General features: G+C 51.8%; 8 protein-coding genes and 1 pseudogene. 8 read left to right on the top strand and 1 reads right to left on the bottom strand.

The window, feature by feature from the left end; translation table 11 throughout:
- Window positions 1-118 precede the first annotated feature (118 nt).
- From AC2FJ5_RS20975 to AC2FJ5_RS20950, 6 genes and pseudogenes are all read left to right on the top strand, one after another.
- A pseudogene (locus AC2FJ5_RS20975) lies at window positions 119-304 on the top strand (DDE-type integrase/transposase/recombinase); the annotation flags it as partial.
- 259 nt (window positions 305-563) lie between these two features.
- Window positions 564-1,321, top strand: a protein-coding gene (locus AC2FJ5_RS20970; RefSeq protein ID WP_496794480.1) for an IS5 family transposase whose coding sequence is annotated in 2 segments (ribosomal slippage) — window positions 564-900 and window positions 900-1,321 — 759 coding nt in all. Because the reading frame shifts where the segments join, the coding sequence is not laid out codon by codon here.
- 230 nt (window positions 1,322-1,551) lie between these two features.
- The gene (locus AC2FJ5_RS20965) at window positions 1,552-3,579 is read left to right on the top strand and encodes a galactosyltransferase-related protein (RefSeq protein WP_496794479.1); all 2,028 of its coding nucleotides are present in this window, start codon (window positions 1,552-1,554) and stop codon (window positions 3,577-3,579) included.
- 81 nt (window positions 3,580-3,660) lie between these two features.
- Complete coding sequence (locus AC2FJ5_RS20960; RefSeq protein ID WP_496794478.1) at window positions 3,661-4,464, top strand: hypothetical protein; 804 nt, start codon at window positions 3,661-3,663, stop codon at window positions 4,462-4,464.
- A gap of 84 nt (window positions 4,465-4,548) precedes the next feature.
- The gene (locus AC2FJ5_RS20955; protein WP_496794477.1) at window positions 4,549-5,328 is read left to right on the top strand and encodes a sulfotransferase family protein; all 780 of its coding nucleotides are present in this window, start codon (window positions 4,549-4,551) and stop codon (window positions 5,326-5,328) included.
- 186 nt (window positions 5,329-5,514) lie between these two features.
- A complete protein-coding gene (locus tag AC2FJ5_RS20950) occupies window positions 5,515-6,171 on the top strand; it encodes a hypothetical protein (protein WP_496794476.1) in 657 nt (218 codons plus the stop codon).
- Between the two features lie 63 nt (window positions 6,172-6,234).
- Here AC2FJ5_RS20950 and AC2FJ5_RS20945 read toward each other — a convergent pair whose 3' ends face one another.
- A complete protein-coding gene (locus AC2FJ5_RS20945) occupies window positions 6,235-6,531 on the bottom strand; it encodes a hypothetical protein (protein ID WP_496794475.1) in 297 nt (98 codons plus the stop codon).
- 550 nt (window positions 6,532-7,081) lie between these two features.
- Between AC2FJ5_RS20945 and AC2FJ5_RS20940 the strand changes: the two genes are divergently transcribed.
- Window positions 7,082-7,780, top strand: coding sequence for a hypothetical protein (locus tag AC2FJ5_RS20940; RefSeq protein ID WP_496794474.1), 699 nt, complete (start codon window positions 7,082-7,084; stop codon window positions 7,778-7,780).
- A 1,148-nt stretch (window positions 7,781-8,928) separates the two neighbouring features.
- On the top strand, window positions 8,929-16,907 hold a 7,979-nt coding region (locus AC2FJ5_RS20935), incomplete at its 3' end, for an SPM autocatalytic domain-containing protein (RefSeq protein WP_496794473.1).

The raw sequence follows: 16,907 nt of genomic DNA, 5'->3' as shown, positions 1-16,907 counted from the left end.
GTACAAAGAACGCCCACTCTTCGTCCGGCATTAGATTTCGTGCCAAGCTGGCCTCCATCGCAGATACCGGCTTGAATAACGATCAGAGGTCGCTGTGAATCCCTTTCATCAACACGACCTAACGATCAGGGTCAAGCGGAAGCTAAATTCCATCGATGTCATCGATGCTCTGACCGACTTGTTCATCCTGCGAGGCACACCGTCCTATATCCGTTCAGACAACGGCCCTGAGTTTGTTGCACGGGCCGTTCGGGACTGGATTGCCGCTTTCGGCGCCAGCACGGCATACATCGAACCGGGATCAACCAGCGATCACAGGTTGAAGCTCAAATCGGCAGATGGAAACAGGTTATAGGTGATGGCCTGCAAGCGCGTGATTTTGGCCGTCAAATCGCCGAAACGAAAGTAGCGGCAAAGGCGCTCAACCGCATGACAGGTCTCGGTCGTGCGATGTATGAGCGCGTCATCTGAAGTGATGGAGTAATGGGTAAACTCGCCTAGGGTCAAGACCCATTGATTTTTGTCCAGCGGCGTAATTCACGGTTTGAAAACGAGCGGTGAACATGTCTGATCTTTTCTGGCTTACGGACGCGCAGATGGCGCGTCTTGAACCCTTCTTCCCGAAGTCGCATGGCAAACCCCGCGTCGATGACCAACGTGTGTTGAGTGGGATTATCTTTATTAATCGCAACGGGTTGAGATGGCGCGACGCCCCGTCGGCCTATGGCCCGCACAAGACGCTCTATAACCGCTGGAAGCGGTGGAGCGACAAAGGCATCTTCGCCCAGATGATGGCAGGTCTGGCTGCCGAACACGGCGAAGAGAAGACCGTGATGATCGACGCCACCTACTTGAAGGCCCACCGTACCGCGACCAGTTTGGGCGTTACAAAAGGGGGCGTGGACGCCTGATCGGCCGCACCAACGGCGGCATGAACACCAAGTTGCATGCCATCTGTGACAGCCGGGGACGTCCACTCAACCTGTTCGTCACCGCCGGTCAGGTCAGCGATTACATCGGTGCACGAGCATTGCTGAGCAGCCTGCCGGACGTCGATTGGCTGCTCGGGGACCGCGGATATGATGCCGACTGGTTCAGGGAAGCATTGAAAGACAAAGGGATACGCGCCTGCATCCCTGGACGGAAGCAACGGAAAAAACTGGTAAAGTACGACAAGCGCCGCTACAAAAAACGCAACCGGATCGAGATCATGTTCGGCAGGTTGAAGGATTGGCGGCGTGTCGCAACGCGATACGACAGATGCCCGAAGGTCTTCCTGTCAGCCATCGCCCTCGCAGCACTCGTTATCTACTGGCTATGAGTCCTGACCCTAAGTCATGATCCATGCAACACAGCCTGACAGAACCAAACATAGTCTTGCAGGTGTATTGTAAAGCTCGCTAGAGTTCGATAGGTGCCAGCAAGAGCTTCGGGGTTGTGGGTTAGTTTGCAAGATCCGCAGTCGGGGCAGCTACAAAATTTACATAATGTCAAAATACCAATAAATGACATTCAGTGCGAATTTATGTTGGACTATGCGCGGAAAGCGAAATGAATACTTCAAAAATAAAATTGGATACTCTTCAGGCGTCTCTAAAGGATAAACCGTCAGACGCACGAGCTGTCTTTCAAAGTATGGTTCGCACTCAACTGTCAAAAAGGAATTCTAAGTCCAGAGAGGATATTGCATCGACTTTTGTCGGACTACTTCAGCGCCCCGAACTACGAAATGAACTGCCAAGAGTGGCATCTTCTAACAAAGGATTTGTGACCAACTGCGACGTTCAAAAGGGTGTTTCATTGGTTACATGCTGCATGAATAGAAACGCACATTTAACTGAAACGATTCCGACTTGGCTAGCCCATGATGAAGTCGACGAAGTTGTCATAGTTGATTGGTCTTCTACGTATCCGGTTTCTGTCACGTTGAGAGACGCCGGCATTGAAGATCCGAGGGTGCGAATAGTAAGAGTTGAAGACGAAGGGAGTTGGATACTTTCGCACGCTTACAACCTTGGATTTCGAGCGACCTCCAGGTCAATAATTCTCAAAGTAGACAGCGATGTGCTGCTCAGCTCGACATTTTTCGAAGAAAACGATTTAGCCGAAGAACTCTTGATTGCAGGAAACTGGACATCCGCAGCCGAAGGACAATCACATGTGAACGGGCTTTTTGCCGTTGGTCGAGATCAACTACTTGCCGTCAACGGTTTCAACGAACGGATTGTTACATACGGTTGGGATGACGATGATCTTTATGAACGCCTCACGCAATCGGGTGTTCCAAGGCAAGATGTAGCATCACAAACAATCCGCCATATCGATCATGAGGATATCGGACGTGTTGCACCTTCCCAGAAGGAGTTTTTGTGTGCATGGGATGAAATTGAGGCACTTCCCATATTCTGGATTCAATTGAACAAAATTCTGGCGACATCAGCATCCCCGTGGGACATCTCCACTCCTATGTCCAAGTTCAATTCGCTGACAGAAGCCAAAGCCATGACGACAGTACGGAGAAGCCAACCATTCGGCGTAAATCCATCTCTGATTGGATCACGAACCGAACGCGCAGAAGCCGCTATTCAAGCCCTGAAATCCAGATTGAGGTCGTCGGTTATTACCGCGCCGTTATCGTCTGTGGACGATGCATTGGCGACTCTGGATCTCAATGACGCAATTTGGTCTATTTCATCAGACAATGAGAACCTGGTGTCGATACCGCAGCCGCAAAAGCACATCAACTCCCGGCCAAAACTGATAATCGATGCGCAGCACGGTTTGGGAAACCGTTTGAGGGCAATTGGATCGGCTGCAGTTTACGCTGAAGCGACCTCACGCGAACTCGTCATTCGGTGGATACGGGATGAACACTGTGATTGTAATTTTTCCAGCTTATTCGAATTCGAAGGTGCCGTTGAAAGCGATCTAAATGAAAACTATGATAACGCCCTAAAGCTGGATTTGATGGACAAATCAGTCAGGCATTCTTTTTTATCAAAGCCTAAAATTCACAAGGCACAAGATGTCATTGTGAAGTCGGCGTACCGAATAATTGGCGACCACAAAACGATCGATCAAGAGAGGAAATTTCTCCGCGATCTTAAGCCCGCTGTCCGAGTTCAAGAGCTTATTGATTCCGTACGGTCCCCGAATGATGTCTCAGTTCACATCCGAATGAGTGGGGGTGCTACGAAACGCCAGGAAGAAGATGTTCCCGGTGATTGGACAAAGTCCGAAGAGGAAATGATTAGGCGGGCCAGAGACAGGTCTCACTATGGATACTTTTTTAAGAGATTGGATTCTCTTTTAATGGACTCCAACAGCCTCAGTATATTCCTTGCTTCAGACAACGCAGAGGCATATGAGACCTTCGCTGCAAAATACTCAGACAATGCGGTATGGCTCCCTAGAACCGACTACAGCCGATCAGAGGATCAACTAGTTTACGGGCTTGCAGATATGCTGTTGCTTGCCCGCGCGCCCATATTGCTAGGCAGCAGTTGGAGTTCATTTACCGAAGTGGCCCATTATTTTTCTGTTAACCAAATGCTTGAGATTTCAGGAGTGGATTTTTGACCCATCCAGGCGCGCGCGATACTCTCCCAAGGCAGCCAGATTCAGAATCCGAGCAGTGCCTTCTCCAGCCATGGTTTCCAAATGAGTGATGCAGCAGTAAGAGATATTGCCCTAGAGCAAGTTATGTCGATGCGGCCCGTTCGCTCGACTTCAGTTGTGATCATTGAAGGACACAAGCCTGTTGAATGGTCTGAGGCGTACCAAAAAGCAGGGTTTGCCAACGTTGCCATCGCAACATTTGATCAATTGGACGAAGTAGTTTCCCAACAAGGCGAATTTGAGCCCTCACATAGAGTAATTCATGTAACTGCTGGAGTTCCAGCAGACTCACTATACGAAGCGCAGAGAAGTGTAGAAGCCATAGCAAAATACGCCGACTTTGTTGTTTTTACACCTAAACCGAATTCGTTTCAACTGAACGAAAGCCTGATGATCTCATGGCCAAGCTTTTGGGGAATTTTATTTCTCGTTGAGAATTTTTGCCTTTTCGACCCTATTCGACCCGCAGTCTGGAATGAAAGTTTCAGCGATTGGGATACAATGCAAAGCACCGTTGTCTTTGTTCGAAACGAAGAAATTCAAGCGGAAAATAATCTGTCAAGCCTTGTCGACTACGTGCATCCTTCAGTAGTGGAAATGAACCTAAAAGAAATTGCGCGTTTGGAAGACATAATATTGAGAGGTTCATCAATACCGGTAAACGCTTCGCGAGATATCTACTTTTATTTGCCGAAGCGGTATAGAAGTAAGAAATATGAACTCAAGATTGTTAAAGAACAACGTAAATGGTGGTTCGTCGCGCTATGTTCGCCTTGGCGTTTCTCCTATTGGAACGACCTTTGGAGGGTACAGAGAAGAAGGAAGCGCATGAATAATGTTACATGAAAACCGGAAGAAGCGCATTAAATTTGAAGAGTCTCCAACCACCTATCGGTTAATGTCATGCTAAGGAGCAAGCGGAAGGGTAGAATGAACTCAAGAGTTCATGAGAATTTTATTTACTTGGAAAGTAAAAAAATTGCTTTTGGCTATGTGCCAAAAGTTGCATGCACGAATTGGAAAATTGTTCTTCGAAGGTTATTGGGGCATGAAGACTTTAATCGAAAGGACATAGCGCACAATAGAGAGAAATCGGGGTTTCACTTTCTTGACAGAACAGTCAAAGAAGATTTCGAAGTGCTGAGTAACGAAGATGTTAAGAAAATGGCATTTGTTCGCGATCCTTATTCTCGCATACTTTCGGCCTATTTGAACAAATTTGATAGCATTAACAGACGAGTAGATTCACCCAAAAGCAAAGACTATTTCGACTTAGTTTTCGATGATGTTATCAGGTTTGAAAGATTCGATAGGCCAAAGGGTTTCCGGGCCAGGATCGCAAATTATATCTACGCTCCGAATACGGTCGATTTTCTTACGTTCTTGGAATGGATTAAAGCGAAGAGGAAAGAATCGTTTTATGCAAACGATGAACATTGGACACCGCAGTGTGAAATTTTGCAGCATCCAACTGTTAAGATTGATTTTCTAGGCCGTTTCGAAAATTTGGCCCAAGACGCAAAAATCGCCTTACACCAAATGGGTGCAGATTTCGAATTTCCAACGCAAGCGGATGTCGGATTTAGCCCAACTAAAGCTGACGAAAAATTGAAGCGGTTTTATGCCAAGGAACACGTAGATTTGGTTAATGAACTTTTCTCCCGTGATTTTGATGTCTATGGTTACCCACGATGGGATGAGCGTGGCTGACACACTCGGTACTCTGTTATCTTTCTCTCGATGCCATTTGTCTTTGCCAGTGAAATTGTCAAAGCATTGCAAAAACTTGCTTGCTCGGTCTGCTATTGCTACAGAGTACCTTAAAATCGTGAAACTTAGGAGTGTCGGCGTGCCACTGGAATTGTATCGACCTAGTAGCATTTTTCCCGGTAAATCATGAGAGCTTTGCTGTCGAAGAATCTTGTTGCGTTGTCCAAGCCAAGATGTGGTTCACTCAGCCTCCGGCGTATGATTGATCCTCACCTTGCCCCTGGGGATATTGCTGTTGATTTTGCAGGACAGCTTCCATCGCTGCATCCTCATATTACAGGTCCATTTCTTGCCCAATATCTGTGTGATCGGAGGCACGATGTTTCAAAGTTGTCTTTCATAATTACAGTTCGTGATCCAATCGAGATGCTCTGGTCATATTGGAAATATTTCAAACCAGATATTTTGTGCCGATACACCTTCACAAATGGCTGGGATGCTTCAGCACCGCTTGATTTTGAAACGTGGGTATGTACTGGCAAGCTTGCTATACGAAAGGAATTGTTGGAGCTCGGGCCGAGCTGGATATCGGTGGAAAACCTTTCGCCACTTAGCCTAGAGGCGCGTGCCGCGGGTTCAAACGGGGAGTTGATGGTAGACCACATCTTTCGCTTGGAAAACGCAGCTGAACTAGCAAAGTTTTTATCCGAGGTCATCGGTACCAGAGTTTCAGAGGTTCGTACGAATGAATCATACGACAAGAATCTACCAAAATTGGGGTGCGAATCTCGAAATCGTATAAGAAGTATGTTCCCTTTGGAATCCCAATATTACGGTGTTTAGCTTGTTCTTTTGGGACTTTGTTGAACAAAAATGCCGTAAGGGACTCACTGCGTGAATCCATCGTTAGGCGCGCAGTGGGGTATTGTGAAAACTCGGGAAGTAATGTTTCGGTCTCACGGCAGTAATCTCCATAGTTGATTGTAACGGTGGCTGCGTGAGCTGAGGGAAGCCTTCCCTGCCCGGCGGGCTGCGTTGCTGGAAGCACTTGAGCGGTTTGGGTTTGATTTTGATGCGCTGCTGAAGAAGGATTTTGAGGCGGAGCATTCCGATGTCCAGATCGCGCGGAAGCATGGGGTTAATGCCAAGTGGATACAGGTGCAGAGGCGCAGGTTGGAGTTTCCGCTCATATGCGGCGCCCATCGAAGCATCCCTCAGATGAGGAGTTGGCTGAGGGATTTGCGAAGGCTGGCCAGAGTTACTCTGAGGCGGCCAGACAACTGGGAATGGATCGCGCGATGTTTGTCCGAAGTTGGGGAAAGGTGCGGGGTCGTTGAAGGGCGGCACCATCGCGGAAGTGGCCCTTATTTGTGGTGCCGCTGCGTCAACCGGGATATCAGTGTTTCCTCATCTTGATTTTAATTTCAGCGTATGCAGCTTAGGAGAGAGCTATATATTGATCTTGTCTTCTCAGGGTGGAGACGATTTTGGCAGAATTTATGTATGGGAGACAGGCTTGGCCTCCGATCTGCAGTTGGTTGCTTTGTGTTTGGTATCTTCTGGCTCCTGTCGGTATTTGCGCCAAAGGTTTCTTTGATGGTGGGCGCTTTCCGTGACCGATGGATTAGAAGCTGCGCTGCTTGGTTCCATTACTTTACCGAGTCCACATATCGTCTTTACAGTTGGAAACTTCTTAACTTCGCTCACACTTGCAGCCGAAGCGACGTAGAATTATAAATCGAAAGGACTTCCGATGACAGTGAGGAAGAAAAAAAGGTTTTTCTTAACTCTATTTTTGTCAGTTCTTTCGCCGGTCTTAGTACTGGGTCAACCAAAAGATAAGCAGGATGTTTTTCTTGAGGCTATCTCAACAATAGAGAGAAGCGACTATGAGAGCCTCGTTAATATTCTGGAGAGATATCCGGATATTTTAAATTATTCACCTAACGGTTGCTCACTTCTGTGCGAAGCGGCGAGCCTCTTTCGCAGCCCTCCGGAATCTGACCCGACACCAGAGATTGACGAAGTGGCTATCCAAATATTGCTTGACAGAGGGGCTTTGCCCGCACTTTCTCCGGAGGCAACTTTTACTTTGCTTGCCACGGTTAATGATCTCTGGGGAAGGATGGCTGAATTCCCGGTGGATAGTGGTGCGTGCTCTCCGAGGAGAGACAATGTCTTTCCCGTGATCAATAGCCTCATAGGGGCCGGAGCGGACCTTAATTTGCTGCAACCGACGACAAGTGACAGCGAGTTTACAACAGCTTTTTTTTACACCTACCAGTTGTGTCTTTCACCCTTTGTTTGTGGCGCTGATTACGAGAATGTCGATGAGAACTTAAAAAATGAACTTGCCAACTCACTGAAGCCTGATGAGCGGGAGATACTAGCAAGACTCGGGAGTAAAGGGGCGCTGTCGAGTCACTGTGTGGACAATATAATTGAGGAGTAGTTGAATTGGGAGGTTTTTTCTCTGACGGTCTATCGGGACATTTTTTCTCTGACGGTCTGCTGGGCCTGGACCATCGGACTGCCGGTGCACGAGAAGAGATATTGAATACCGGGGATCGCCTCGCTGTGGAAATCGGCGCACAAGGGGCGAGAGTTTTCAATAGAATTGAGGGAGACAGAACTACTGGAAACAAGTCTCTCGACAATTTGATCACTACGGTTGATGCTCTTGGTTTCGTCAGAACGAATGAAGGCCTTGAACAATATGACAGAATTACCTCTCACATAGCGAATGAATTCGGTGGAATGCCCCCTCGAGAACGAGCGCTGTATAAACAGGTTGATAGAGCGCTGGCTCGTATGGGTGAGGCGCCTCTCACGGAGCTGGAAAAGGACAGATTTCACACAAAAGTAAACGAGGGCTTCGCCGGACAACTCAGCGAGCGTGCGCTCAATGACGCTGACGAAATTGGGTTCACGCCAGTAAATACCTCGCCGCCCAATTGGTCGCCTACCAGATCAGTTCGAGATGGAGATACGGTAGCAAATGCCAACGGACCCGGAACAACAACCTTCTATTCATATGAGCAGTTTGCAAATGGCTATCATCAGACAGGTGAATACAAGAATGGCGGTTCTGTAACTACTGCGTCTTACGGAACTTATGTCGACGTAGGTGGGTGGGGCGGGGATGGCAATCCAGCAAATGATGTTTGGTATGACACGACCGGAAGTGATCTTTCAGCCACAACACAACTTTCTGACGCCTCTGAAGCAGCTGCGCTTAGTCGGGAATATGAGCTCATTGATCGGCAGTATGATCCGAGAGGTGTCGGGCAATGGGGGCCGGTGGAAGATGTACCAATGCTCCCATCTGATTTTCGTCTGAGACATCCTGATGAGGCACTACCGCTTGATCAACGCTATACGTTTCCTCCAAGTGTTCTTGCTCCCCTGCCACCTGCGCCACCGCCAATCGCTGTCGTCATAGCGGAAACAATAGGGGCATCGAAAGGGATCGACATAAGTTCGTTAAGCTATAACGATTTAGCGCCTAAACAAGTGTATTCCGAAACAAGGTTGCGCGATGGGACCGTAGTCAGAAAACCTGTTTATAGCTTCAATGAAGAGACTGGGGAACCTAGCCCAGTGACATCAGATTCTCACGCAGGCAACTTTGGCCGGAGCGGGCACAATTCTGGTACAGGCCTGTCTGGTGAAGACCATCCCATTATTCTGGACCTTGACGGCACGGGTGTCGAAATCACCGAGCTTTCGAACTCGACGGTATTTGTTGACTCCTCTGGCGATGGTCTGTTGAACCGGACAGCTTGGGCTGCGGCTGGGAATGGGGTTTTGTTTTATGACGCGGATGGGGATGGGACGATCTCTGAGTCGCGGGAATATATCTTTACCGAATGGGACCCGACGGCGACGAGCGATATTGAGGCGCTGCGGTCGGTTTTTGACAGCAATGGCGATGGGGTCTTTGACGCCAATGACGATGCCTGGAGTGACTTCAAGGTTCTTGTGACCAATGCGGATGGTTCACTGGAGGCGAAGACGCTGGATGAGCTGGGGATCACCTCGATTGATCTGACGGCGGATGCGACCAATATCGAACTGCCCGATGGCTCGGTCATTACCGGCCAGACGACGTTCACCTTTGCTGATGGCAGCACCGGGACGGTTGCGGATACAACGCTGGTCAGTGAGACCGCCAGCCATCGGATCGAAGAGAGCGAGAGCTTTGACGCGAATGGCACGCGCACTCATGTGCAGACGGGCTATGCGGCGGATGGCACGATTGCCTTTGTGGTAACCTCGGTAACCACTGCGGATGGGGCCTCGATCACCAACAGCTATGACACCAATGGTGACGGGGTGGTCGATCGGTTGCAGACCATCGTGACCGTGGCCAACCCCGATGGCAGCGAAAGTGAAACGGTCACCAATGTGCTGGGCGCGGACCTGGCCACGGGCATTCTGCTGAGCGAGACGAAGACCACCACCAGCGCTGATGGGACTACGGTGACCATTGAGCGAGATTCTACCGGGGGCGGCTGGTATGACCAGACCGAGATCCGCACGACCCATGCGGATGACAGCATGACCATCGTGACCACGGATCGCGATCCAAACGGAGGGGTGATCCGCAGCTCGACCGAGACGGTCTCAGCCGACGGGCTGGTGCGTACGGACGCGATTGATGAGGATGGTGACGGTGTGGTCGATCTGACCATCACCCATAGCATCGTGATCAACGCAGATGACAGCCGGTCCGAGACGGTTGAGTATTTCAATCAGGATGGCACGCTGCGCAGCTCGGTGACCGAGAGCGTCTCAGCTGATGGTCAGACCAAAACCATTGCCCGCGACCTGGATGGGGATGGCGATGTGGATGTTCAGGAAGAACTGGATATCAGCGTCAATGCCGATGGAACTACGGATTCCACACAAACCGTGAAGAATGGCGACGGCTCGGTGCGCAGCACAACCGCGCACGGCCAGTCCGGGGATGCGCTGACCAAGTCGTCGGCGGTTGATCTGGATGGCGATGGCGATGTGGACCTCACCACCGTAGAGGCGACCACGATCCATGCCGATGGCAGCCGCGAGACTGAGACAACACAGACCAATACGGACGGGTCGGTACGAAGCCAGCTGAAGGTGACGCTGGGCAGTGATCTGGTCAGTTCCGAGACCTGGATTGATCACAACCAAGACGGCACGTTCCAATCCACGGATTTGAGCCGGAGCGTCACGGTGGACGGCACAACGGGCGAACGGACGACAACCAGCTGGACCCGCAACGCGGATGGATCGTTCAGTGCGCAGTCGGTCTCGGTCTCTAGCGAGGATGGGTTGGTTGTGACGACTAGCCTCGATTCCGACGGGGATGGAGATATCGACCGGGTGGTGAGCGATGTCACGGTTGAAAACGCCGATGGCTCCTCGGCACGGACAGTCACTGCGCAGGCGCAGGATGGTTCGCTGATCAGTGAGGCCGAAACGCTCACCAGTGCGGACGGGCTGACTGTCACGACATTCTCGGACTTGGACGGCGATGGCGCACTGGATGGCAAATCTGTCTCGGTACGGACATCCAATGCGGATGGCAGCGTCACCATGACGGACAGCGCCTATGCGGGGGATGAGATAACACTGTTGGGCACCACCACCGTCACGCAAAGCGCGAATCGGCGCGATACAGTCACCTCAAGTGACAGAAATGGCGACGGGTCGGTGGATAGTGTTCTGCAGTCGGTAAAACATCTCGACGGCAGCATGACAGAGACCGTAACCCGCCACACTGCGGATGGTGGGACGATCTATCACCAGCAGACCGATGTCAGCGCAGACGGGCTGACCGCAACGGTGACGACAGATGTCGATGGCAATGGTGCTGCAGAGACAAAAGCGGAGCAGGTCACGGTCCTGAATGCTGATGGCGGACGTACAACAACCAGCACGGTTCGCAACGGCAATGACAGCCTGCGCAGCCAGTCAGCCACCACGGTCAGCGATGACGGGCTGGTGGTGACCAGCACTGAGGACAGCGATGGGGATGGCCGCTATGAGCGGGAGGTGACCTCGACCACCGAGCTGCGCGCCGATGGATCCCGGAAAACAACCGAGGATGTGCGGTCCGAAGACGGTACATTGCTGACGCGCGGTGAGACAATCCTCAGCGATGATGGGCTGGGGGTTGAGACCCTGGCCGATATGAACGGGGACCAGGTCGCTGATATCGCCACAACGCAGGTCACAAACCTGAACGCGGATGGCAGCACCACGGTGACGGCGCAGGTCAAGGATGTGACCGGTCCGGCGGATGAGCTCCGCTCACAGGTCGTCACAACAACCAGCGATAATGGACGCAATGTGCTGCAGACCACAGACCACGATGGCGACGGCGTGGTGGACACGCGCGTTCACCAGGTGATTGGTGATGATGGCGTTGTGACGGTCACAGAAACCGAGCTGAACAATGACGGCTCGATCCAAAGCCAGATGATATCGGTGAACAGTGACAACGGGTTGGAAACAACGACCCGGTACGACGCGGATGGGGATGGTGTCTTTGAGAGGGAAACGGTTGGGACAACCACGCTGAACTCAGATGGATCAACTACCAGCGTGGTGACGCAGAGTGCGCCCGCTGGCAGTGTCTATAGAACAACCGAGGTCGAAACCTCTGCCGATGGCCGGACCACCACCACAAGCGAGGATTGGGACAATGATGGCGATGATGACCTCACCACAGTTCAGACCTATGACCTAAGCGCGACGGGGGTCGAGACCACCACGGTCACACAAACCGCAGCGGATGGCTCGACGCTGAACACCAGCACCAGCGTGATCAGCGCTGATAGCCGGACCGTCACGCAATCCGTGGATGCCGACGGAAACGGTGTGGATGACATGGTGGCTGTCACGCAGGTCGATGACAGCGGAACCGCAACGACAAATACACAATACTTCTCGACCGGTGGCGGGCTTGAGGCTGCAACAACTACAACGGTCAGCGGCGATGGGCTGACCACCACTCTCTCGGTTGATCGCAATGGCGACGGCCGGGTGGATCGTGTCGTGACTGACACCACAGAGCTGTCCGAAAATGGTTCGGTCACACGAAGTGTCGATCACCGCGATGGTCGCAATATCAGCCTTGGCACCGAGATCTACACCACAAGTGATGATGCGCTGTCTTCGACTTCGCAACTGGATCTCGATGGGGATGGCTTGTTCGACTATACAACGGACAGAACGACCACGTTTGATGCCAATGGCGATGTTGTCACGCGACACATAACGGTCAACGAAACCTTCGATATCCAATCCGATATCAGGACAGTCACCAGCGGAAACGGTTTGGAGTCCCAAACCGAGATAGATTATTCCGGGGATGACGGCATCGACAGGCTGACGACAGTGCGGCTTGGTTCCGATGGCAGCATAACCGAGATGGTGTCAGAATTTGGCGCCGGTATCGAACTGGAGCGCTCTCACGTGCGCACTGTCAGTGCAGATGGTCTGACAGAAACCATTCTATCTGATCGGGACGGAGACGGTTTCCAGGAACGCGAGGCTGTTTCTGCTGTGGATGCAGACGGCACAACCACCACAACAATTCGCGAATTTTCCCGCAACACATCGCTCAACAGCGAGGTAGAGACGACAGTATCTGCCAATGGCATGCACCGATCGTTGGAAGTTGATGTGGATGGGGATGGCGATATCGACATCACCCGTACCACGGATGTGACCTATGACGCGCAAGGCAATACGGTCACGACCTACACGGAAACCGGGATGGATGGTCAGACGACCTATCATGAGGTTCAAACCGGTTCCGCCGATGGCCTGACATCCTCGTCGAGCTTCGACCTGGACGGCGATGGTGTTATCGATGGCACGACCCAACATCAAACCACGCTGCATGATGATGGCAGTCAGACAGCGACTAGCGAGGCGCACTACGCCGATGGCGAATTGCGATCCATGCAAAGCACTTCGACCAGTAGCGACGGGCGTTCGATCTCCGGGACGGAAGACTTCGATGGCAATGGCATTGCTGATCGGGTGACGGAGGTGGAAATCCGCGCGGACGGCGAGCGGGTCGTGACCGAGCGTGCGTTCAACGAGGCGGGTTATGAGACCAATACGTTCGTCACCACCACCTCAGCGGATGGTTTGACACAGACCATTTTGAGAAACGGGAATGAGCAGACGATCACCTATTCTTCGCTCGGGAATGGCAGTTACACCTGGGATAATGGGGTGGTAGTACCCACGTTAAGCCAGGCCCATTTGGTTGTGTCACATGAAGTGGACGCGCTCGGAGTTGAAACCTGGTCGGTCGCCAAGACAGAGTTAATCCAAGTCAGGCATACACGCCGAGATGACAACGGCAACATCATTGAAACCTGGTATTCGACCAGTGAGAGAGAAAGTTTTTCTGAAGAGCGTTTGGATCAGGCTGCAAAGGCCAGGATATTCCAGGAAGCCGCGCAGATATTCGACACTGTGCTCGACCGGGATTTGGATTTCACAGAATTTGAGACCCTCGTTGATTATGTGAGCGACGGACATCTCAACAAAATCAGCCTGACCCGCGCGTTGATCGAGTCCGGCGAGTTCCAGACACGGTATGGGAACTTGACCGATGCCGAATTCGTAACGCAGATTTCCCTGAATGCTTACGGAAGAGCCCCGACCCTGAACGAGCTGAATGACGCCCTGCGGGAGTTGGACAGCGGAGCCACGACCAAAGAGGACTTCGCCTGGGATGTAGCACAGTCCGCAGAGCATGTTGCTGTCGGCAATGGGCATCTCTCAACCAACAACTTTGATGTGGTGCTGAACCCGGCCCAGTTCGAACGCAGCCTGGACAAAGCTTATATTGCCAATCTTATCAAAAGCATCGTGGATGTTGTCTATGATCGGGATGCGACGGAATACGAATTGGAGTATCTGTCCGAGCAGCTTTTGGACGATGTAGATAATCCGGATGACATCGCCGCGAAATTGCTCGGGTATGAAGGTGATATTCAAGGCGTTGCATCGAACAGCTTGTACGGCTTGTCCGGTACCGAGTTTGTAAATCAGGCTTTCTTGAATGCATTCGGGCGCCTGCCGACGTCCGATGAATTGCAATCCTGGTCAGAGAATCTCGACAACGGCCACCTGAGCAAAGCGCAGTTCATTGCGTCTCTGGCGCAGAGTATTGAACACCAAAGCGTTGGTAACAGCCACGCTGCCACAACGATCAGTTCGCCTGTGACCATCGATGGTACAAGTGCTGCAGAGACCTTGACTGGTGAGAATGCTCAGGATGACGAGATTTTCGGGTTTGCCGGTGATGACACGATCAATGGCAAGGGCGGAAGCGACGTTTTGATCGGTGGAGCCGGAGACGATGAACTCCGTGGCGGGAGCGACACCCTCGTTTCATCCAATGGCAATGACACCTATGTCTGGTCCAAAGGTGATGGGAACGACTTCATCAAGGATAAAGCCAGTTCTCTTGTAGAAGTGGACCGCTTGATCCTGACAGATGTAGACTCTACCGAGGTTGAACTCATCCGGGACCCCGCCGACAAGTCACTCTACATTGTTGTTCCGGGCTCTGGTGGCGACGAAACGATACGCGTCTGGCAACAGTTTGAAAGCATCACCAAAGGGTATGGAATTGAAGAGATCCACTTCGGTGACGGGGTTGTCTGGACAAAAGACGACATCATCAAAAATACCACCCTCACCGGGGATGCTGGAAACAACACGCTGAGTGGCGGTGGCAGTTTTGGCGAAAATATGTATGGCCTTGAAGGTAACGACACGCTTGATGGCAATGCTGGCGATGACCATCTGCATGGTGGCCTCGGCGACGACACGCTCATGGGCAATGCAGGCAGCGACAGCTATTACTGGTCCATAGGTGATGGGAATGATCGTATCGACGAGGCGGAGAAATCCTCGATCACAACCGAGGTTGACCAACTTGTCTTCTCGGATGTTGCCTCAACAGATGTGACCCTCACGCGTATCGGATCCACATCTCAGGATCTGGTGATCACGATCAATAGCACCGGAGAAGCAATCCGGGTCGATGATCAGTATTCGGCGGATCGCCAAGGTCGCGGCCTTGAGAAACTTGTGTTCAGCGACGGGGTCATATGGACACTGGACGACATTATCAAGAACACGACGATGGGCGGAACCTCAGGGAACGACACCTTGATTGGTGTGGCTGATGAAACCGACAACCTCTTTGGTCTGGAGGGGAATGATACCCTCGAAGGGCGTGGCGGTGACGACGTTCTGATCGGCGGCGCTGGCGATGATACTTTGCGTGGCGGAGGGAGCTCGGAAGTCAGCGCAAATGGCAACGACACCTACATCTGGTCCAGGGGTGACGGTAACGATTGGTTGGCGGATAACGCGACGTCAAAAACCGAGACGGACCGCCTGATTTTGACGGATGTGGCCTCGTCCGATGTCCGGCTGATCCGGGAACAAGGCAGTGACGAGCTGAAGATTGTCATCTCCGGTCCAGGCGGCGATGAGATTATTGAGGTGTCCAAGCAGTTCAACAGCTCAGGCAAGTTTTTTGGTCTTGAGGCTATCGAGTTCAGCGACGGTATCGTGTGGACACGAGATGATATCGTGTCCCGAACGGTTCTGGAAGGCACCGATAGCGGAGAAACGCTGACAGGCATCGGTAGCTATGACGACAACATCTATGGGTTTGGCGGAGCCGATACGATCGATGCAGGTAACGGCGACGACTTGATCGTAGGTGGCAAAGGTGCTGATACGCTGGAAGGCGACAGCGGCAATGATCTGTATGTCTGGTCCAAGGGCGATGGCAACGATTTCATCAACGACACGGCTACATCTTTGCAGGATGTCGATACGCTCCGCCTGACGGATGTGAAATCGACGCAGGTTACTCTGACCCAGAATGGCAATGATCTCATGATTGGTATTGACCCGACTGGTGAGAGTATCGAAGTCAACAATCGCTTCTATTCTGCCCAGGAAGGGCGCGGAATCGAGTTCATCGAGTTTAGTGATGGTGTCAGGGTTGAAGTGCTCAACAGCGACGTCGCTGAGATGATCGTAAGCGGTACGTCTTCGAACAACACACTGAATGGCTGGGGGTTCAAGGATACGATTTATGGGTATGAGGGCGCCGATACGATAGAAGGCAAGCGTGGCGATGATGTCATCGTAGGCGGCACCGGTGACGACATACTCCGGGGTGGCGATAGCACACATCAGGTTCACAACGGGAATGATACCTATGTGTGGTCGCGAGGTGATGGCAATGACTGGATTCAGGATTTTGCGACCACAACAGAGCAAGTGGACCGGCTTGTCCTGACGGATGTTTCCCCCGGGGATGTTCGGTTGGAAAGGGTCAACGGGGCTGATGCCCTGAAAGTTGTAATTTTCGGTGCAAATAGCGACGAGACACTATATGTTGCGCGCAGATTTGAGGGCCCGTCAAAAGGCTACGGCGTTGAGGTGATTGAGTTCGCAGACGGCACGATCTGGACACTGGACGATATTCTGGCCAACACAATTGTCGAAGGCAATGCCAACAACAACACGCTGAACGG

Source organism: Ruegeria sp. CDSA221 (assembly GCF_059611825.1).
Note: the sequence above shows the minus strand (reverse complement) of the source record. Positions and strands in the feature narration are given on the sequence as shown.

Bases quoted from the DNA above. Each gene is read 5' to 3' on its own strand.
- AC2FJ5_RS20940 (WP_496794474.1), top strand. From the start codon at position 7,082: ATGACAGTGAGGAAGAAAAAAAGGTTTTTCTTAACTCTATTTTTGTCA.
- AC2FJ5_RS20955 (WP_496794477.1), top strand. From the start codon at position 4,549: ATGAACTCAAGAGTTCATGAGAATTTTATTTACTTGGAAAGTAAAAAA.
- AC2FJ5_RS20960 (WP_496794478.1), top strand. From the start codon at position 3,661: ATGAGTGATGCAGCAGTAAGAGATATTGCCCTAGAGCAAGTTATGTCG.
- AC2FJ5_RS20965 (WP_496794479.1), top strand. From the start codon at position 1,552: ATGAATACTTCAAAAATAAAATTGGATACTCTTCAGGCGTCTCTAAAG.
- AC2FJ5_RS20950 (WP_496794476.1), top strand. From the start codon at position 5,515: ATGAGAGCTTTGCTGTCGAAGAATCTTGTTGCGTTGTCCAAGCCAAGA.
- AC2FJ5_RS20945 (WP_496794475.1), bottom strand. From the start codon at position 6,531: ATGGGCGCCGCATATGAGCGGAAACTCCAACCTGCGCCTCTGCACCTG.